The organism is Kosmotoga sp. (assembly GCF_982836095.1).
In genome coordinates this window covers 1-19902 of the sequence record NZ_CEYIHJ010000018.1, presented here as the reverse complement: position 1 = coordinate 19902, position 19902 = coordinate 1, and the positions used below count along the sequence as shown (strand labels likewise).

Genomic DNA, 19902 nt, shown 5'->3' with positions numbered 1-19902 from the left:
TTTTCTGGGAATGGTTTATCTAACATACGCCAAAGAACAATTGATGAAAGGGGAATAGAATGGACAATTGGAAAATGGGGATAATCTATCAAATTTTCCCTGATAGGTTCAAAATAGGCTGCAACAACACCGTTTTCAAAAAGGCGAAATCCGGGCTTTATTCTCTTCCCGGTCAGGTTCCGGTAAATTGGTGCACCAAACCGAGAAGATCGAAAGATGGAAGCCATCAATACCTTTTTTGGGGTGGCGATCTCAGGGGCATTGTAGAAAAGCTGGATCACATCAAAAGCCTTGGAACAGGAATTATATATTTAACACCTATTTTCTTTGCCAGGTCGAACCACAAATACGATACCATTGACTATTTCCAGATTGACCCAGCTTTTGGAACATTAGAGGATTTCCGCTTACTATGCGATAAAGCCCACTCTATGGGTATCAAAGTAGTCCTCGATGGTGTTTTTAATCATGTGGGCGACGCTTCAAAGTGGTTTAACAAGCACAAAATCTTTGGAAAAGATATGGGTGCATATAACAAACCCGAATCGGAATTCCGGGATTTTTTTTATTTCAATGACAATGGCTACCGGGGTTGGATGAACGCAGAGACATTGCCTGAGCTGAACTTGGAGAACAAAAAGCTTCAGGAGATACTTTTTACAGGCGAGAACTCTGTGATCAAATACTGGCTAAAACAAGGTGCAGACGGTTGGCGGCTCGATTGCGCCTTTGATCTTGGGTATGAATTCAATCAGATGGTTGCAAATGAAGCGAGAAAAGTAAAAAAAGACGCGTTAATTATTGGAGAGGTTTGGAATTACCCTAAAGGTTGGAATGTTCATAGTGGTTTAGATGGCCTGATGAATTACTTTTTCAGAACCGTTATTTTCGATCTTTTGAGAGGAGATCTCAAACCTGCAATAGCTGCTGAAATAATCGAAAAAAGCGTGAAAGATTGCGGTATAGATTACTTAAACACTTGTTGGAACATTCTCTCTTCCCATGATGTTCCCAGGCTTTCATCGGAACTCAAAGATGAAAGGGATATTCAGCTCGCTATTGCCCTCCAATTCACTTTACCAGGGGTTCCGATGATATACTACGGTGAAGAGTTGGAAATGATTGGTGGGGTTGACCCCGAAAATCGTGGCGCCATGGAATGGGAAAAAATCAACGAACGTCCATCACGGCTTGAATTTTATACAAAGATGGGAAAAATCTGGAATGATCATAAAGCCATAAGGGAAGGGAATTTTGAGATTCAACAAACTTCAAATGTTGAACTGTTTGCTTTCAAGAGAAGCACTGATTTAATTGATGAATTGATGGTTATTATTTTCAACTTTACTGAAAAAGAGCAATTTACCAGCGTGTATATAAATGAGGGACTGCTTATGAACGGCACGCCGATGATCGACATTATCTCAAACGAAAGATTCAATACATTCACCGGTAAATTGGAGGTAAAAGTGCCTGGGCGAAGTTTTCTCATTTTAACTCCGGAAATCTCCAGAACCCGGGAATTTTACACACCTTATAAGAGGGTTTGAATGAAGCATCCTAAGAAAGCAGTAGCAACGCTTTTTTTGGCAGCCACTTCCATTATGTGGGGGATTTCATATCTTTTTACAAAGGTGGCAGTTCAAAGTTTGCCACCTATGCTGCTTGCCGTGATGAGATTTTTAATCGCTCTGGCAATCCTCTACCCTTTATCACTTAAAGAGGGTAAAAAGCTCAAATTCAGAGTTTCAACGATGATGGCGGGGATTTTCGGTGTCACATTTTACTTTCTTTTTGAGAATTACGGGCTAAAATATACCAGCCCCTCTGACGCATCTATCATCGTATCAGCCGCACCAATTCTCACGCTGATTTTTTATGATGTGCTTCATAAAAAATTCGATTTTTTTGAATATATTGGAACGATTATCGCCTTTATCGGAGTAGTTCTCATAATTTACAATGGTAAATTTTCGGAGAGTTCATCGGTATTGGGTAACTTTCTGGCTTTTGGAGCTGCTGTTTCCTGGACCGGTTACACTTTTTTCTTTGATAGAGCACGAGACTCTTCATTAACCGCTAATATCGAAGTGATGTTCTGGGGAGTCGTGTTTAGCTTGCCCTTTGCAACTTATGAGCTTTTCATAGGCGCCAACAGCATTCACTTTTCTCCAGCTGCAGTTAGCGGCGTCTTGTATTTAGGCATTTTCGCATCTGCATTGGGATATTTTTTATGGGGTAAGGGAATTCATCTTTGGGGAGGAAAAGCCGCAACTCTATGGGTTTATACTATACCAATCTTTACAATCATGGGTGACATTCTTGTTCTACACTACAAACCGGGGCCCTTGTTTATCATCGGGACACTCGCTGTAAGTTTAGGGATGATCACTGTTATTCTGCGCCAATTATAGCACCTTCAAGATTGAGTAAATACTTTTTCCAGTCAAGGCCCCCTGTGTAGCCACCAAGCCCTTTTTTCGCTACAACTCTGTGGCAGGGTAAAAGAATAGGCAGAGGATTTCTCCCCATAGCTTGCCCAATAGCTCTCGCAGCACCCGGTTTTCCAAATCTTTCAGCAACTTGTTTGTAGGTGAGATAACTACCATAAGGTATGCTTTTGATAAACTCAAGCACCTTTAATGAAAATTCCGGCAATTCAAGCGAATAGGGTAAATCAAATTCCTTCCTTTTCCCAGAAAAATACTCTATGAATTGATCTGTAAAAGGGCTCAATTTCTCTTCTGGAGAAGTCTTTTTAAAAAGTTTTACTGAAATGAGCTTTCCATTTTCTACTGTAAGCATTACCGAACCTAATGGAACATTAATTATTCCTATTTTCATTGTGTTAGTCCCCCTTAGATGAGAACCAAAAACCACTATTATAGCTCATGACTCTTAACTCATAACTCAATTAGGATTCGAGAACCGGTGAGCACGCTGGCGCGTGGGTAAGCCCAGCTACGCTGGGGGTGGGCCTGACTGCGTCAGGGGTTAGCGTGCGTACGGCTCATAACTCTTAACTAATCACTCATAACTAATATCTCATAACTCCTAACTCATAACTCTCAACTTGAATCAAGCGCTACCCCATAATCGTTTCCAGAGCGCTGAATTCCACTGGAATAATTTTTGAAATGCCATCTGCCATCGTGATGCCATGAAGCACGCTGGCGGCTTCCATAACGATTTTGTTATGAGTAACAACCAAAAACTGCGTTTCGCTGGCATGGCGTTCAAGCATTTTTCTGAAACGCGCTGCATTGAAATCATCAAGGGGGGCATCCACTTCATCGAGAACATAAAAGGGGCTTGGCTTTATGCTTAAGAGCGCAAACACAAGGGCAATTCCAACAAGAGCCTTTTCGCCGCCAGACATGAGCTGCAATTTCTGGAATTTCCTTCCAGGACGCTTTACTGAGATTTCCAAACCAGCTTCCAGTATGTCATCAGCAGGCATCAATTTTATTTCTCCTTCGCCACCATCAAAGATTTCCTGTATGTATCTGGCAAAGCTAGCGTTGATTTTTTCGTAAGTTTCCATGAATATGGTTCTGGCTTCGGTGTCAGTTTTTTCAATGAGCTCAATTAGCTTTTCTTTTGCTTTTTCCAGATCAGCCTTTTGATTCGATAATTCCAAAAAGTCTGCATCAACAAGCTTGTACTCTTCTATGGCGTCAAGATCAACGCTTCCCAAGAATTTCAGTTTGTTCGTTACATCGTCCAGCTCTGTTTTGACGTTGTCGATCTCTTCTCTGGTTAATTCCGGAATATCAGAGATATCTACACCCTCAAGCTCTTTCAAAACCTGTTCTATTCGCAATCTGGTTTCCTGAATCATGAGTTCCATTTGGTGTAGATTTTCACGTTTCTTTTCACGTTGCTCCTTCAAGGTGTTTATATCGTTTTCAACATCCTGAAGTCGGCTAAATCTTTCTTCCTTTCCCTCTCTTTGGTATCTAATGTTGTCAAAAAGAGATTGAGTTTCTTTTTTCAAGGATTCAAGCTCTCTGTTCTGCTCATCAACCTGTTTCCTGAGCCTTTCTGAATCTGATTCAACCTGGGATAATTCTCTTGAAAGAACTTTTATTTCTTCTTCATTGTTCCTCCTCTTTTGAGTTAGTTCTGCCAACTCTTTTGAATACTGCTCTTTTTTTTCATAAAGGGAGGCAAGATGAAGTTTTGAATCGATAATATTATTTTGTATATTTTCCAGTTTCCTTTTCTCCCTTTTGAGTTCTTCAGAAAATTGAGTCATTTGCTTTTCGAGGGAAGCCTTTTCTTTTGTAAGAGTCTGGTATTCATCGTTCAATGATTCTTTCTTTTCATAGCTGGAGTTCAATTTGGTAGTGTATTCTTCCCTCAATTTTTCGAGTTCTTCCAGCTCATTTTTCAGTCCATCACTTGTTTTTAGCAATTCATGCATCATTCGGTTAATAGTTGCGCTTTTGGACACTACCTCATTGAGTTCTTCCTGTAAAACCCTAAGATATCCCCGCAACTCCATAATGTCGTCTTTGCGTCTTTGTATTTCCTTTGCCACCAATTGCGAGTCTTTTTGTATTTCCTTTTCTTTTTTTGCAAGAAATTGAATCTTTCTCTTCCTGGCTATCAAATCTGATCTGATGCTGTCACCGAGATAACCACCTGTTATACTCCCACCAACAGACAATAACTGACCATCAACAGAAACTATTCTGCCCCTATAAGAAGTGTTTTTGCGTATATCAATGGCATCATCCAAATTTCTCACGATAATCGCATTTCCAAAGAGATGTTCAGGGATGATCGAATATTTTTTATCAACTTTGACAGCCCTGGCGGCAAAGGCGATAAAACCAGGGTGTTTTTTTACCTTTGCGTCTTCATAAAAATTGCTTTGTAGCAAGTCAAGAGGCAGAAGCGTAGCTCGCCCGATTTTGTTCATTTTCAAAAAATCCACAACTCTTTTCGCTGTGCTCGAATCCTCCACAACGATATCTTGCATATGTCCACCAAGTAAAACTGAAATAGCCGTTTCAAAGGCTTCAGGTACATCAATAACATTTGCCACAACATCTACAAGGCTTTCAAAAGTCTCCTTACGGGTGAAAACTTCTCGAACGGCTCTTGAAAAGCCTTGATACTCCTCCTGCTGTCTTCTAAGTGTGGTTCTCTCAATCTGAACCTTTCTTAAATCGGCGCTAAGACGAGACGATTTTTCCTTGAGTTCTTCAAGCTCTGTCTCATAACTTCTAAGCTGCTCTTTCGTTGAGTTGATATTCTCTTCCAGTTCTTTCTGCTTTTCTGAGCTCTCTCGTCCTTGCAAAGCAAGTCCTTCTATTTCTTCTTTGAGGGCATTGTACCTTTCGTTTTTCGAATCGATCTGGGAGTGGATCAAATTCAATCTTCTTGTGGCGTCTTCACGGAAGCCTTCAAGTTTTTCAAGTTCAGCCTCAATCCTGTTGAGTCTTTTGATCAATGCTTCGTGCTTTTCTTGCTCTTTTAACCAATCTTTCTCTTTTTCACTGTATTTTCTTACTATTTCGTCTCGTTCCTGTTCGATCAGTTTCAACTGATTTTCTTTTTCCTCAATTTCTCTAAACATACTGTCACTGATCATTTTCAGTTCTTCTTTTCTCTTATCGAGTTTCTGAATTTCCTCTTTCAATGAATCTAACTTTGTGCTTACTTCAATGAGTTTGTTTTCTTTGTCACTGAGCCTGCGGGAGTACATTTCTTTGAGTTCAAGCAAATCGTTCTGGCGCTTTTTGTACTCTTCCAGCAATTGTGTAAAACCTTCGATTTCCTTGTCCATTTCGGAGAATTCTTGTCTTAAGGTATTCCAGCGAGACTCTTTCTCAATCAATTTCTTTTGAATTGCTTTGAGCTCTTCAGAAATCCTTTTGCTTTCCACTTCATGGGTTTCTAACGTCTCTCTTTCGATTCGCAGGATGTTTCCGTAATAGTGTTTTTTCAATCTCGCCAACGAATCGCGGTATTCCAGGTATTTCTCTGCACGCTTCGCCTTAAGATAAAGAGACTTTCTCTGCTTTCCAAGTTCAAAAAGAATGTCTTCAACTCTATCAAGATTCGCTTCCGTCTGGGCGAGTTTAGATAAAGCTTCTCTCTTCTTTTCCTTATAGATAGCCGTACCAGCGGCTTCCTCGAGCAAGCTTCTAAGTTCGTAAGGAGATGCTGTGATGACTTTATCCACCTGACCCTGCCCTACTATGGAATAAAGTTCTCTACCAACGCCCGTCCCCTTAAATAGTTCCTTTATATCTTTTAATCTCGCTGGTTTGTTGTTCAAGAGATAGTGTGAAAGACCCTCTCTTGAAACTTCCCTTCCAACGGTTATAGTCCCTTCCGCGTTTTCAAATACGAGCTTTACTTCAGCAGTATTGGAAGGAGGGCTTTTTTCAGAACCTGCAAAGATAACGTCTTCACGATTGTCCGCTCTGATGCTTTTCATAGACTGCTCGCCAACGAGCCATCTTATCGCATCAACGATATTTGATTTGCCGCTGCCATTTGGGCCGACAATAGCGGTTATTCCGGAATCTACATTCATTTTTGTGGGAAAGGCAAAACTCTTAAACCCCCTGATATACAGAGCTTTCAGTTTCATCAGAACACCCCCGGACACACAACGGTCTTCTCACATAATTTGGAGACGTATCTATCTATATCAATAGTCGAAGAATTCTCTGAAAATTCCAGAGTTATTCCCAGTTTCTGAAGGTTCCTGATAACATATTTTTTGTAACCTGTAAAAAATTGCCTGTATTCTGGCCCGGCTGGCAAAATCAAATTTCGGGATTTTTTCTCATCGGCAATGAGCTTTGCTATTTCCAAAGCCACTTTGCTCTTAACCAGGTCACCAAAGGCTGGATGATAAGGCCCGCTAACCACTTCTTTAACCGTATCACCATAAAGGCATAATCCCATTCTATTTACCAGAACTCCTCTTGAAGTCAAAAGCACATACATTTTCCAGGTTATTTCAAGTGCGTTTTCTAAACTCTGAGGCACATATTCTCCTCTGAGATACATTTCTTCTAAAGCCGTTCCTCTGAGCACTATCGTCGGATGAATACGACAAGTTAAGGCGCCGAGGTTAGCTACCTCAGTAGCGGAAATGAGGTCTTTCGCCTCCGTATCTCCCGGAAGTCCGGTCATAAGATGTATTCCAAAGGGTATGGCATTATTTTTTAGCAGTTTCACGGCATTATAAACATCATCGAGATTGTGCGGCCTATGCGCTTTTTTGAGCACTTCATTATCAAAGGATTGAACACCCAGTTCGGTTAGAGAAACCGGATAATTTCTTATAATTGAAAGTTTTTCAGGCGTTATTTCTTCCGGAGAAGTGGAAAACCTGATTCCTTTCGCGTAACCCTCTCGAATGAATTGCATGGAGAGCTCTAAATAAGCAGTCATTATCTTCAGAGGCAGCCCGGTAAAGGTTCCACCATAAAAGGCAATGTCCACATTTTCCTTGTCTTTGAAATAACCGCGGTATTCAATTATAGTATTGCGCAGCTTCTCCAGTTCAGGAAATTTTGGAAGCCCCGTTGCCGCATATTCATTGCAAAATACACATCTTGTTTTGCAGCCTGCATGTGGTATAAATAATGGAATAATGTTCATATCATTATTATAACTCAAATTCCACTAATTGAAGAAAAAAGCTCCCTTTCGGGAGCCTGGCTCCAGCGGAGGGACTCGAACCCCCAACCATCCGGTTAACAGCCGGACGCTCTGCCGATTGAGCCACGCTGGAACGCACAACTATTTTAACCTGAAATCTGACAGTTTTCAAGGGGGGAACCGTTTTTTTCCACCTTTCTTGTTGCAACAAGGGAAGTCCCCATTCCATCGATATTACGCACCAGAACATCCCCAACATTTACAGGAGCTTCAACAGAAATGCTTTTAATTTTCTCCATTAGCTCAAAGATTCTGCTTTTTTCTATTGGCGCATCTGTTCTAACAGACACAAGTGGAACATCACCATGCAAAACCTTTACACTCGTTGTCAAGATCCTTTTCGGGCTGAAAAGCTCATCTATGGCATACTGTTTCCCGCGAGGGCAGCGGTTACCACTAATCTCATATTCACCGTTGGGTTTTGAAACAACCAATATTTTGCACCCAACAGGGCATACAGTACATGTTATGTGACCCTTCATTCTACCACCTCGATTCTCACAGGTTTTTTCAGCTCCTGTAATTTGTCACGATTAACCACAAAGTTAATCATTTCGCTGGGTACGCCATACTGAAATGGCTTTTCAATATTCAGCTCTTTTAATACTACCGTTCCTTTATCCATAGGCTTTCTCAACCTCAAATAAACCCTAAGGTGTTCTTCCGGGGTTATATAGGAAGGGACAAGAATCCCAACGTTCTTTCCTCTGATCAACGGGATACGTTTCGAGGTTCTTTTTTTATCTTGAACGGTTTGTGCGGCGTTTTGCCCGGCTATCCAACCTTCAGCTGCTACGTAATCTACCAGATCGAAAACTGCCACATTATTTCCCGCTGCGAATATTCCCGTTACACTTGTTTCGCATGTATTTGATACAGCAAATCCTTTATTGATAGCATCGATCTCGAGATTTTCACCCAGATCTTCTACCTGAGGTATCAGCCCTGCTGATAAGACAAGGGTATCTATGTCAAACCATTTTTGAGTTCCGTTGATAGGTTTGAAGTTATCATCAACTTCAGAAACCAAAACCCTTTCAAGACGCCTTCTACCTCTCACTTCAACAACAGTATGCGAAAGATACAGTGGAATATCATAATCCTCAAGGCATTGAACAACATTTCTCGTTAATCCCCCTGCGTAAGGAAGGCGTTCTACAACCCCAAGGACCTCCATACCTTCCAGTGTCAACCTTCTTGCCATGATCAGCCCGATATCTCCTGAGCCAAGTATAAGGGCTCTTTTTCCCGGCAACGTATTTTCTAAATTGACCATTCTTTGCGCGAGACCTGCTACATAAATACCCGCAGGCCTGTCACCGGGAATCTGCAAAGCGCCAAAGGGTCTTTCTCTTGCTCCTGTTGCAAGTACAATAGCCTTTGCCTGGATTGTGAAAACACCTTCAGGAGAGATAACCTCAACGTATTTGTTTTTTGTATCTATATGTCTAACATATGATTCACTGATAATTTTAACCGAGTGCTGGGCCATTTCATTTTGCAAGCGGTAAGCAAATTCCGGGCCAGTTAGTTCTTGCCGATAGAATTGCAAACCAAAACCGTGGTGAATACATTGATTTAGCACACCACCGGTTTTTTCCTCTCTTTCAAGCAGAGTGACCTCTACACCAGCTCGGGAAGCTGAAAGAGCGGCTGCCATTCCCGCAGCGCCCCCTCCAATAACGAGCACTCCTGTTTTCAGCTGCTGAATCATACTCTCACCTTCCCGTCAAATAGAACTGTTCCTTCTTCATTTACCCTGACTTCAGAAAGGGGGATATTCAACTCACGGGATAGTATCTTGGCTATCTTCCAGGTACAGAAGCCTCCCTGGCAACGTCCAAATCCCGCTCTTGTTCTGAATTTAATTCCATCAATGCTTCTGGCTCCTTTTCTTATGGCTTCGATTATTTCAGCCTCTGATACCTGGTTGCATTGGCATATGATTCTTCCATATTTTTCGTCGTCTTTTACCCTTGCGGCAATTTCTTTAAGATCACTTTCATTAACCCTGAAGCTCTTTAAAGTCCTAACCTGATCGGCTTTTTGCCTTCCAAGGTCGAGAGACATACGCTGTTCCAGGATTTCTTCTATGACATAACGGGCTATTGCGGGCGCTGCAGTTAAGCCCGGAGATCTTATGGCACCAACAGTTACAAAATTCTTCAGCGTATTGCTATTTTCTATGAAAAAATCTTTCTCCTGAGTTTCAGGCCTCAAGCCTGCAAAAGATTTTACAATCCAATTAGGCCTTGCTATGTTGGGAATTAGCTCATTTCCAGCTTCAATTACCTCTTTAATTCCTTCCAATGTTGTAGAAACGTCTTCAGGGGTAAAATCGGGCATGTTTTCAGAAGTCGGTCCAAGAAGTACACCACCATCAACAGTTGGTACTACAAGCTTCCCTTTTCCCTTTTCGCTGGGAAGGGGGAAAATAACGCTGTTAACCATTGTAGACGCTTTATGATCGAGTAAAACATATTGCCCTTTTCTCAAATATACCTGAGGTGTGGAAACTCCAAAACTGTTGGCGACTTCATGATAATAAAGACCGGCAGCGTTTATTACAATATTTGTTTTAATAATCCTTCCTGATTCAAGCTCTAAAGACCTCACGTTTCCTTTGCTAACTTCTCCACCAATTACTCCGTCTCCTCTGAGAAGCTCAGCACCTGCTTTTTCGGCCGCTTCAAGGGCTGCTAATGCGACTGTCCATGGTTCCGTTATTCCGGTATGAGTGCAATGAAGCGCATACTTGTACTCTTTCGAAAGGTGAGGTTCATGCTTTTCAAGAAAAGGCTTTTCAACAATTTCAATGCCATCAACACCATTTTTTTCGCCTCTTTTAAGTAACTCACTGAGCTTTTCCATCTCTTCAGATGTATCACGGGCAACTACAAATGAACCGATCCTTTTTAAAGGGATTCCAAGGCTTTCAGCCAGCTTTTCATAAAGTTGATTCCCCTTATAACACAATTCTGCGCGGAGACTACCTGGCGGGTCGTCGTATCCCCCATGAACAATGGCGGAGTTGGCCTTAGTGACACCAAGGCCAAAATCATGCTTTTTTTCAATCACAACCAAATCAACGGCGTAACGTGAAAGTTCATACGCAAGAAGTGCTCCAACAATGCCACCACCAATTATAGTTATCTTCAATGTTATCCCTCCAATAAAAAAACCACGCCAAAATTGGCGTGGTTTTCTCTCAGCCTCTACCACTGAATATATATTACCACATGTATGTTAATATAACAAATAAGGAAAGTCTTATATCACGGAGGGATCAAATGTTAGAGAAAATTATTGCAGCATTGTGGGAAAGCTCAAGCTCTCCAGAGGAGATTCCTGTTGATACCGTTTTTCTTCTCTCAGGAAACATTCTGGATATTGGTAATACAGTGAATAAATTTATTTCAGCCGGGAAAAAGGTGTATGTGGATATTGACTTTATTGGTGGATTGAGTCCTGACCATTACGGTATAAACTATTTGAAATCCCTTGGAGTGACAGGGGTCATAACCGCGAAAATGCATACCTATAGGTTGGCGCATGAAACCGGGATTTCCGCTATCTTACGTTTTTTCGCTCTTGATTCCAGAGCGGTGGAAAAGGGAATTGAACAGATAATCAGGAACAAAATAAAAGCTGTTGAAATCCTTCCCGGCATAGCCGCCTGTAAAGTTGCGAAAAAACTGCGGAGTATCGCAAGCAACATAACGATAGTTGCAGCAGGACTTGTTGATAATGAAGATGAAGTGAAAAAGCTGCTTGAATGCGTCGATGCAATTTCAACCAGTAAAAAAGAATTATGGAATTATAGAAGATAAAAAAGGCGGAGCAAAAAGCTCCGCCCTTTTATTTGTGTTCTTACATTATCTTGCCACTTTGAACATCAAAGAATCTTGTTCCCTGATTGGTAGAGATCATCAAGAACTTTCCTTTTTCACCTGCAGTTATGCCAAGGATTCTTCCTGAGATTTTCACATCGCTGATAACTACTGGATTCATTGGATCATCTACGCTGATGATGGATAATCCCTTATCAGTAGCGGCGTATAACAGATCTTCGACGAGCACCATGTCCGTAGCCAGATAATAACCATCAACACTCTTCAATGTTTCAAGGTCATCAAGAGACACATACGCAATGCCACCACCAAATCCTGTGATGCCAATGTATGCAACGCCATTCGTAATCTTTACAGAATTTGCGATGCCTTTAACCTGATCTGCGAAATTCTCCGGTGTAACATCAACATAGCCGGTCCCATTCCACTGAAGAACGACCAAGCTGTAAAGAGTATCCGCTACAAGGATGTTGGTGGCATCTTCAGAAACCGCAAGGTCAGCAGTACTAACGATCTTGCCATCTCTATAAAGCTCTATCTTTCCACCTGGCAATCCGGTTTTCTGAATAGGTAACCTGTAAATGCTCTTTCCGAATCTGCTTGCACTCGCAACGTATAGATACTCGCCGTAGTTTTTCAGAGCTTCAGGACTGTTGAATCTGTCACCGTTAATCTCATTGATGATCAGCCCCAGTTTCACAGCTATTAACGTGCCATCTGTCTTGAAAGCATAAATTGTGTTTCTGAAAACGATGGGTTTCACACTATCACTTATATCGGAATCTACCAGCGTGTAAGTCTGAGCTTGGGTATCTTCTGTTATAATTGTGAGTTTCAAAGCCCCATTTTCAACATAAGCGACTTTGTCCAGGATGCCGATAGTTGTGAAGGAAGCTACCGCACTTTCTGAGAAACCACCTTTTCCATCGTATGAATCCACTTTCCAATAGTAGGTTTTGTTGCCATCCAATATTCCCTTAAGTTCAGCTGATGTCCTGGTGGTACTTGCAACTTTTGTCATGACTTCAGGCGTTTCACCAACATAAACAACATAGCTGAGCTCATCTCCGTCGGGATCTTCACCAGACCATTCAAGGACAGGCCTGAGTGAGGTTCCGGACTTTCCGGGTTTCGGATTAACAATGATAGCGTTTTTGGGATTAGCGTTTCCGGTGCTGAACGACCACACATCGGAATTTGCAACGCCTTCATGTTCATCTCTTACCTGAACTTTCCAGTAATAAGTGCTGTTGCCTTTATAAGAGCTGAACACATATGATGTGCTTGTAGCACTTGCAAGAACGATATTTTCGTCGTTTAATTCTTCAGTTGTTCCAAGATATACATCATAGTACAGCATTTCATCATCCGGGTCTTCACCCTGCCAGCTCAGTTTAATGCCATCCGTTAGATCTGTTGCACCATCTAAAGGTCCAAGCAAGCTCACAACGGGACTATGGTTAAGCGTTGTAAACGTCCAAATAGTCGAAGTGGCTCTGTTGTCAAATTCGTCGACAGCAACCACATACCAATTGTAAGTGGTATTACTTTCTAGAGAAGCATAATCAGTTATGGTCGCGTAATTTGTCGCAAGACCTGTGATTACAGGTGTATCATCAAGGTAAAGATCGAAAAGGATGTTGCTACTGTCAGGATCTTCGTACTCCCATGAGAGGACAATGTCTTTCGTATCCACTCCAACCATACCATTTGCTGGTGTTGGTGAAGAGATCATAGTTGGAGAATCCGGAGTTTTGAATCTGTAAAGTGGTCCTACTTCCTTTGTAGTATCTGGCATTTCAGCTACAACTCTCCAGCGATAATCTCTGTTACCAAGCAAGTTCAAACCCTCAGCCAGAATGAAATTCTCGCCACCGGTTGATCTTTCAAATATGGTCTGCCCTTTCTCATCGAAAACCCTAAGAGTGTAGTTTACAGGGGTTGTCTCTCCTGTGTATTCCCAACTGAAAGCTGTTTTGCCATCGAAAGAGCTGTTATTTTCAGGCTTCACATATACAAGTCTTGGAGATGCCGGGGTAATCAACACGGGCGATTCGAGTTTTGTCTCATTTCCCTGAACATCCTCAGCTTCCAACCAGAAATAATAGCTTTCCTCTGGATTCAAAATGCCATCATAGATGTATTCATTGAGATTTATTCCGGTTGCAACGGGTGTTTCTTCCCACGCATTCTTATTCGTTCCAAAGTAAACTTTTACGAACACATCAGAATTTTCTGGATCCTTTACTTCCCAGGAGAATTTGATCGGAGTTGTTGCTCCGTAATGATTCAACTCGTCAAAATCAAAGCTCAGGATTGGTGGATTATTTCCCGTTTTAAATGTTTTAGCTTCACTCGTTCCTTTTTTACCAACAGGATCTTTTACAACAACCCAGTAGGTATAAGTAGCATCAGGAGAAAGAACGAAGTCCAATGTGTATTCCGTTACGTTTACTCCAGCTGGTACTACGATCTCGTCACCTGATTCTGGCTTGAGATGAATTTCCGCTTCCACAACTATATCGTCATTATCACTGTAAGACCAGGCAAAAGCAGCATCAACAGGGTTTACAATGCCTTCTTGAGCTTCTTTTACTTTTACATCACTTACAACCGGGGATTGATCGAAAGTGCTGAAACTCCAGATATCGCTGGTTGTAAAGGCTTCACCATCAGAAGTTATGACTCTCCAGTAGTAAGTGGTATTGGTTTCAAAAGTACCTTCAACCAGAACTTTGGTTATGCCTTCTGCCGATACCTCTCCATCTTTTTTCGCTACGATTTCCGTAAAGCTGGAATCTCGCGAAATTTCAATCTCGAAAGAAAGTGGATCGTTATCGGGATCGCTGCTCACAAATTCTATGGTAACACCTGGATCAAAGGCCACGTCTGTTGCATTGTTTCCGGGGAGGGTTGCCATTGCAGGTATTGGCGCATTATTGGAAGTAACAAAGGTTAATGTGTCAGATCTATTTTTGGCTCCTTTTTCATCAATTGCTTCTACGTACCAGTTGTATGTTGTACGTGATCTTAATTTTTCAAAGGTATAGGCAGGAGAACTCACAGGAACCTGAGTTTCGTTTCCTTCGGAGTCGATGACAACCAGCTGATAATTTATGATGTCATCACCATCTGGATCTTCTGCTCTCCAGCTGAATTTGACATCAAGCGGATTGACAATTTCACTGGCAGCAGGAGTCAAAAGCTCTACAACTGGGGGATTATTGGTCGAGGAGACCGCCAATTCTGCTGAGCTTTCGCCGCCGAAAGTATCCTTTGCAACGACTTTGAAAGTATAATCAGTTGCACTTTCAAGATTCTTTAGAATGTATGAGGTGACTGTCAAATCAGAAGCAACCTTTGTTTCCATGCCTCTGCTGATCAAGTAAATATCGTAGGTTAGCTGATCTCCTTCCAGATCGGTGGCTTCCCAGGAAAGAGTGGCCTCTGTTGTAATCTGACCAGCCGATGGTTCTGCGATCTTAACCACAGGTGGGTGGTTTATCGTTGCGAAAGTAGCTTCTTTTGATTCTACAGGCTTTCCGGTTTTGTCAACAGCTGAAATGAACCAGCTGTATTCTGTATGGCCTGCAAGAACGGAAGTTGTCAGGCTGGTATTTTCTGTTTCCTTCTTGAGTACCTCTTCAGTGCCTTTCTTCAAGACAAAGTTATACTTCAAAGGCCAATAATATCTTTCATTAGATTGCTTCCAGCTGAAAACGACAGGTTTGCTGGCATCGACTTCCGTATTAACGGGCGAAAGAAGACTGATAACCGGCGTGGGTTTGGATTCAGTTTTAAAGTTGCCAGTTACAGAACTCACTTCTCCACCATATCCATCTCTGGCTACAACATGCCAGTAATAGGTTTGTCCAAAGTCAAGTTTATCCAGTGCGCTTAATTCAAAGCTGTTATCGGTAATATCCTTCTGTGAAAAGGCTGTTTGGGAGCCTCTTAAGTCATTTGTGATGTAAAGATCATAGACTATATTGTCTTTGTCAGCATCTTCGGCTTTTGTCCAGCTAAAGACTATGCTGTCAAGGTGAACCTCTTTTCCCCTCTCTGGTGTTAAAAGAGATGGTGCCGAAGGTTCCGAGTTCTTAAACGTAAATGATATAGGCTCCTTTGTTTCGTCAAATTTTCCTTTTTTGTTGTAAACCTTCACCTTCCACCAATAGGTTCCATGGGGGTCTAACTTGATATCGTAGTTAAAGTCAAAAAGCTTATCAGCAGAAGAAGAAAGAACCCCTTCTACCTTTTCAGCAACTAATTCAAGAGAATCGGAGCTTTCACCAACAAAGATGTCAGCATACAACGGTTCCTTGGTTCTCTTATAATAAGCTTGAAAACTCAATTTTAGCGTATCGCTGTATTCCAAGCTGGTTCCGGCATAGGGCCTGTAAGAGCCTTCACTGATACTCGGTTTTGGAGCGGGAATAAAAACGATTAGCAAGATTATGGCGACAACGATAATGGATGCAACTATCGCCAGTTGCTGCAATGTGAAGCCCTTTCTTTTTCTGGTAGTGTACACGTTAATCCCTCCTCAGACACAATTTTATTACTATCTACCTATAATTTAACATCATTTAACTTTCTTACCTGACGTGCTTCTATATGAAACCCATTGCCTTCTTTCTCCACAATGACATAACCAAGCTCAATTCTCTTCTCAAAGGCCTTTCCATTGCTACCATCTATCGCTTCAACAACGGGTTTCCATGTTCCCGGGTTTGCGTAAAACTTCTTTTCTCCATCTACGTGGACAATTCTCAAGCTGCTCCTGTGATTATGCCCCATTATGCAACCGCTGATCTCTGATGGAACAACCTTAGGAAGTTCTTGAAATCCCACGAAATATCTACTATCCATTATACTCTTAAAACCATTATCGCGAAAAGCCCCAAGAAATTTTTTAGCGCTTTTAAATAGATAATCCGTTCGCTTAACCGTCCTTATATCCATAACAAACCTCACTATTCGTTCGCCAATTTTCATTCCTCCGTATCGATTAACAAATAATCCAGTGAAAACTCTCATATATGGGTAATTAGCCTTAAGCCATGCTTTTGAAAAATCTGTTTTCAACATCTTCACAAAGGATTTGTTCCAAAGATCCATCAAGTCAAATTCCAAATCATAGAAATCGCGGATGTATTGAAACCACTTGAAAACATCGAGAATCGGGCTTACATTATGGTAATCCTTCAAAATATGCTCTGGCACATTGATACGTAATAAATTACTGTCAAAATGCTCAAACATATATCTTGACATATATTCACTAAAAGGCATTAAGATTCGCTTGCTTTTAGTATCAACACTCAACCTGTTAACGGCATCGAACTGATTCCCGTGAAGGGTAAGAATCCTCATTTCAGGATCGAAATAGTATGGTAGGACACTGACTCTTTCTGAACCGCCAAGAACTTCTTTCAATTGTTTCCTGAGATTATCATCAAAGAGCAAATAATAGTCATGATTACCGATAACATATACAATTCTGCCCTTTTTACTGAATCGTCGGAATGCCTGAAACACGTCCTCATGCTGTGTAACTATTGATTCAAGAAGGGCACGGGATACATTAGCAGTATCTGGAACAAAGGGAGAAAGTTCCAGGGACATGACTACGGATGAGTTCAATAGCTCTAATCCATCACCAGCTATGATAAGCTCATCGCAACCAACATCAATAAGCTGATCAATGAATTCAATCAGCTCTGAATCAAAGCTAAAATCATCTTTCCCCTTCCCGTCTCCTATATGCAAATCACTTATATAAACTTTTTTCATACCATCACCAGATTTTATCATACTATAAGGCTTGAGACAATTTCCTGTTCTTCAACAATTTTGGGGATTTTATACAATTTTTTATTAAATTATGAGACAATAGCTCTGAGGTGTTGCCGGTGTTTATGCTTGTAGTTGATTGGTTATTGTCACTAATGTTGCTCCCCATAGGGTGGCGAAGTTTTCTCATCGGTGGTATTGTGAGTTCGATTATCGCCATTATCATGAGAGGGTATGAGTATAATGTATTAATTGATAGATCAAAAAGGATTGTTTCACTGGTGGGTTCCATATTTCTATTGATCTTCGTCTGCCTGTTGTCGTACAACAGTATTATTATTCTACCTGCAATCACAGCAGTCGTTTTTCGTTTCTTATTTTCGAATTTGCTTGCAAAATATACCCCAAAACATAGAGAATTCATAGAGCCTTCTGATTTTCTTTGTGATAAGATAAGCCCAAAAAACTATGATAAAGTTAAGCGAGTTTTGGATCTCTTTACTGGCATTATACTCTTCATTATTGCCCTTCCAATAATGATGTTATTGGCCTTAATCATTTTTCTAATCAGCGGTGGCCCGATAATTATTACGCAAAAAAGGATAGGTTTATCGGGAAAAATATTTAATATGTATAAGTTCAGAACTTATACAAACGGTGATCACAACAAAAAAGTTACACCCATAGGGAAAATAATTCGCCCCTTAAGGCTTGATGAATTGCCTCAAATTTACAATGTACTAAAAGGCGAAATGAGCATTGTCGGACCAAGGCCAGAGCTGATGGAGTTCCATAACATGGCCAAAAAACACATTCCAAATTACACCTGTCGTTTAAAGGTCAGGCCTGGAATAACGGGCTGGGCCCAGATAAATTACAAGTACACAACGACTCTCGATGAATATAAGGTAAAAACAGCTTATGACCTTTTCTATGTGAAAAATCGTTCATTCATCCTCGATTTGAAATGCGTTTTGAAAACGCCCTTTACCCTTCTTGAGGAGTTTTTTGAAGCACTGAAGAAACATATAAAGCTATAAAAAAGAACCGGGCCAAATCGGCCCGGCTTTTTGTTTATTCAACCTCTTCTAATTCTTTCTTTCTTTCAAGAATGCTTTCTTTTCTGCTCCTGTAATGAGTGTGCAGCAATTCGTGGGATAAATGACTCAAAGGTTGTCCAAGATATTCTTCATAAAGCTTCAGGACTGCGGGGTTCTCATGAGATTTTCTGATCGTGGACATTTCATCAATTGTATATATGGCTTCCATTCTTCTTTCAAGATATCCAGGCTTGTTCGATTTTGGTTGTCCTCCGCCTCCGATACAGCCTCCGGGACAAGCCATAATCTCGATAAAATCGTAATAAGCCTCACCACTTCTGAGCTTTTCCAGCAAGTTAATCACACTGGAGCCACCATGCGCAACGGCTATTTTTAACTCCTTGTCACCAAGGCTTACAACAGCTTCTTTAACGCCCGTGAAACCTCTTACATCTTCAAATTCAACCTTGGGAAGCTCTTTGCCGGTATAGATTTCATATGCAGTTCTCAATGCCGCTTCCATGACACCACCAGTCGTTCCGAAAATAGCGGCGGCTCCTGTCGATATTCCAAGGGGCTTATCATACTCTTCTTCAGGAAGTGACTCATAGGGAATCTTCTTCATCTTTATGAGCTTACCTAATTCGCGTGTTGTAAGAACGATGTCCACTCCATCAACACCTTTGACCTTCAACTGTTCACGGGTAGCTTCGTCTTTTTTTGCGGTGCAGGGCATTATGGAAACAACGAATATATCTTCAGGTTTTTTCCCGATCCGCTCAGCAAAGTATGTTTTCGCAAGCGCCCCAAGCATTTCATGGGGAGATTTGGCACTTGAGAGATTTTCAGTGTATTCAGGGTAGAGTTTTTCCATGAGATTTACCCAACCCGGGCAACAGGAGGTGAACATGGGGAAGTTTCCGCCATTTTTAATTCTATCAAGTAATTCTGATCCTTCTTCCATAATGGTTAAATCAGCGGCAAAGTTTGTATCAAAAACGTAGTCAAAACCAATTCTTCTAAGGGCAGCCACCATTTTTCCTGTGGTTATGGTTCCTGGTTCCTCTCCAAATTCTTCACCAAGAGCGACTCTAACAGCAGGGGCAGTTTGTACCACCAGGACTTTATCATGTTTATCGATTTCTTCTAATACCTTTCTGAAATCCGGCCTTTCTGTTATAGCGCCAACAGGACATACAGTGGCACATTGACCACAGTTAATACAGTCAGTGGCGGCAATTGGTGCTCCCAATGCAGGGAGCGGGAGAGTATGATGCCCTCTGTTGACCATTGAAAGTATGGAAAGCCCCTGGAGCTCTTCACAGGCTCTAACACAGCGGCCACAAGCTATACATTTGTTCATATCTCTGAACAAAGATGGACTTGATTCATCATATGGAGAATTTCTCAATTCCTTGGGGAACATATCTTTAACATCATAGCGGTAAATAAGATCCTGGAATTCACAGCGCCCATTGACATCACAGGTCATACAGTCATTTGGGTGGTTGGAAAGTAAAAGG

The 19902-nt window shown here is 41.4% G+C and carries 13 protein-coding genes and 1 tRNA gene; 4 read left to right on the top strand and 10 right to left on the bottom strand.

Features of this window, described 5'->3' with window-relative positions:
* Positions 1-59: 59 nt before the first annotated feature.
* On the top strand, positions 60-1550 hold the full coding sequence (aglB, locus tag AC3LHT_RS02525; RefSeq protein ID WP_488661874.1) for a cyclomaltodextrinase: 1491 nt from the start codon (positions 60-62) through the stop codon (positions 1548-1550).
* On the top strand, positions 1551-2414 hold the full coding sequence (locus AC3LHT_RS02520; protein ID WP_290668276.1) for a DMT family transporter: 864 nt from the start codon (positions 1551-1553) through the stop codon (positions 2412-2414).
* Here AC3LHT_RS02520 and AC3LHT_RS02515 read toward each other — a convergent pair.
* The 7 genes from AC3LHT_RS02515 to AC3LHT_RS02485 form a co-directional block, all read right to left on the bottom strand.
* Positions 2395-2844 carry a methylated-DNA--[protein]-cysteine S-methyltransferase gene (locus AC3LHT_RS02515; RefSeq protein ID WP_488661873.1) on the bottom strand — a complete coding sequence of 150 codons (450 nt, stop codon included), beginning with the start codon at positions 2842-2844 and terminating at the stop codon, positions 2395-2397. The two genes, AC3LHT_RS02520 and AC3LHT_RS02515, sit on opposite strands and share 20 nt — an antisense overlap.
* A gap of 241 nt (positions 2845-3085) precedes the next feature.
* Positions 3086-6610, bottom strand: coding sequence for a chromosome segregation protein SMC (gene smc, locus AC3LHT_RS02510; protein ID WP_488661872.1), 3525 nt, complete (start codon positions 6608-6610; stop codon positions 3086-3088).
* Positions 6610-7632 (bottom strand): elongator complex protein 3, encoded by a 1023-nt coding sequence (locus AC3LHT_RS02505; protein WP_488661871.1) that lies wholly within the window; start codon positions 7630-7632, stop codon positions 6610-6612. The genes smc and AC3LHT_RS02505 overlap by 1 nt, the downstream gene beginning before the upstream one ends.
* A gap of 57 nt (positions 7633-7689) precedes the next feature.
* A tRNA-Asn gene (locus AC3LHT_RS02500) sits at positions 7690-7765 on the bottom strand.
* A gap of 13 nt (positions 7766-7778) precedes the next feature.
* The gene (locus tag AC3LHT_RS02495) at positions 7779-8174 is read right to left on the bottom strand and encodes a DUF1667 domain-containing protein (RefSeq protein ID WP_290644337.1); all 396 of its coding nucleotides are present in this window, start codon (positions 8172-8174) and stop codon (positions 7779-7781) included.
* Positions 8171-9406 (bottom strand): NAD(P)/FAD-dependent oxidoreductase, encoded by a 1236-nt coding sequence (locus AC3LHT_RS02490; protein WP_488661870.1) that lies wholly within the window; start codon positions 9404-9406, stop codon positions 8171-8173. The genes AC3LHT_RS02495 and AC3LHT_RS02490 overlap by 4 nt, the downstream gene beginning before the upstream one ends.
* Positions 9403-10851, bottom strand: a complete 1449-nt coding sequence (locus tag AC3LHT_RS02485) for an NAD(P)/FAD-dependent oxidoreductase (protein WP_488661869.1) — start codon at positions 10849-10851, stop codon at positions 9403-9405. Before AC3LHT_RS02485 ends, AC3LHT_RS02490 begins: the two co-directional genes overlap by 4 nt.
* Positions 10852-10982: 131 nt before the next feature.
* Between AC3LHT_RS02485 and AC3LHT_RS02480 the strand changes: the two genes are divergently transcribed.
* Complete coding sequence (locus AC3LHT_RS02480; RefSeq protein WP_488661868.1) at positions 10983-11522, top strand: glycerol-3-phosphate responsive antiterminator; 540 nt, start codon at positions 10983-10985, stop codon at positions 11520-11522.
* A gap of 40 nt (positions 11523-11562) precedes the next feature.
* Here the strand turns inward: AC3LHT_RS02480 and AC3LHT_RS02475 are convergent, their stop codons facing one another.
* Together AC3LHT_RS02475 and AC3LHT_RS02470 are read right to left on the bottom strand one after the other, a co-directional pair.
* Complete coding sequence (locus AC3LHT_RS02475; protein ID WP_488661867.1) at positions 11563-16077, bottom strand: fibronectin type III domain-containing protein; 4515 nt, start codon at positions 16075-16077, stop codon at positions 11563-11565.
* Between the two features lie 38 nt (positions 16078-16115).
* Positions 16116-17339, bottom strand: a complete 1224-nt coding sequence (locus AC3LHT_RS02470) for a metallophosphoesterase (RefSeq protein ID WP_290666980.1) — start codon at positions 17337-17339, stop codon at positions 16116-16118.
* Between the two features lie 125 nt (positions 17340-17464).
* Between AC3LHT_RS02470 and AC3LHT_RS02465 the strand changes: the two genes are divergently transcribed.
* On the top strand, positions 17465-18379 hold the full coding sequence (locus AC3LHT_RS02465) for a sugar transferase (RefSeq protein WP_290644626.1): 915 nt from the start codon (positions 17465-17467) through the stop codon (positions 18377-18379).
* 34 nt (positions 18380-18413) lie between these two features.
* Here AC3LHT_RS02465 and AC3LHT_RS02460 read toward each other — a convergent pair.
* A partial coding sequence (locus AC3LHT_RS02460; protein WP_488661866.1) for a [FeFe] hydrogenase, group A occupies positions 18414-19902 on the bottom strand: 1489 nt, incomplete at its 5' end.

Coding starts and splice junctions, on each gene's coding strand:
- aglB (WP_488661874.1), top strand. CDS start 60: ATGGACAATTGGAAAATGGGGATAATCTATCAAATTTTCCCTGATAGG.
- AC3LHT_RS02520 (WP_290668276.1), top strand. CDS start 1,551: ATGAAGCATCCTAAGAAAGCAGTAGCAACGCTTTTTTTGGCAGCCACT.
- AC3LHT_RS02515 (WP_488661873.1), bottom strand. CDS start 2,844: ATGAAAATAGGAATAATTAATGTTCCATTAGGTTCGGTAATGCTTACA.
- smc (WP_488661872.1), bottom strand. CDS start 6,610: ATGAAACTGAAAGCTCTGTATATCAGGGGGTTTAAGAGTTTTGCCTTT.
- AC3LHT_RS02505 (WP_488661871.1), bottom strand. CDS start 7,632: ATGAACATTATTCCATTATTTATACCACATGCAGGCTGCAAAACAAGA.
- AC3LHT_RS02495 (WP_290644337.1), bottom strand. CDS start 8,174: ATGAAGGGTCACATAACATGTACTGTATGCCCTGTTGGGTGCAAAATA.
- AC3LHT_RS02490 (WP_488661870.1), bottom strand. CDS start 9,406: ATGATTCAGCAGCTGAAAACAGGAGTGCTCGTTATTGGAGGGGGCGCT.
- AC3LHT_RS02480 (WP_488661868.1), top strand. CDS start 10,983: ATGTTAGAGAAAATTATTGCAGCATTGTGGGAAAGCTCAAGCTCTCCA.
- AC3LHT_RS02470 (WP_290666980.1), bottom strand. CDS start 17,339: ATGAAAAAAGTTTATATAAGTGATTTGCATATAGGAGACGGGAAGGGG.
- AC3LHT_RS02465 (WP_290644626.1), top strand. CDS start 17,465: ATGCTTGTAGTTGATTGGTTATTGTCACTAATGTTGCTCCCCATAGGG.